A 272-nucleotide genomic window follows, 5' to 3' on the forward strand; every position below is an offset into this window, starting at 1 on the left:
TGGCATTCTACATCCCGCATTGTATCCTGTTATCACTGACGTATCAAGTGTTATGCCAGCTCTTAGAAAAGGAGATATATGAAAATGCAAAATGAACGAGAACTTGTCCTAGTAACTGGTGGCTCAGGTTATATCACGGTAAACATCATCCTACAACTACTCGAAAAGGGTTATGCAGTCCGCGCAACATTGCGTAATATGACACGACAAAACGAAGTGAAGACGATGTTACGAAATGGTGGCTTATCAAATTTTTCGGACTTAACTTTCGT

At 40.4% G+C, this 272-nt stretch carries 1 pseudogene; it reads left to right on the plus strand.

Features of this window, described 5'->3' with window-relative positions:
* Positions 1–84: 84 nt before the first annotated feature.
* Positions 85–272 (plus strand): annotated as a pseudogene (locus tag SAY88_RS25050) (NmrA family NAD(P)-binding protein); the annotation flags it as partial.

The sequence above is a fragment of the Halalkalibacter flavus genome (assembly GCF_036663575.1).
Taxonomy (GTDB): Bacteria; Bacillota; Bacilli; order Bacillales; family Bacillaceae_D; genus Halalkalibacter; species Halalkalibacter flavus.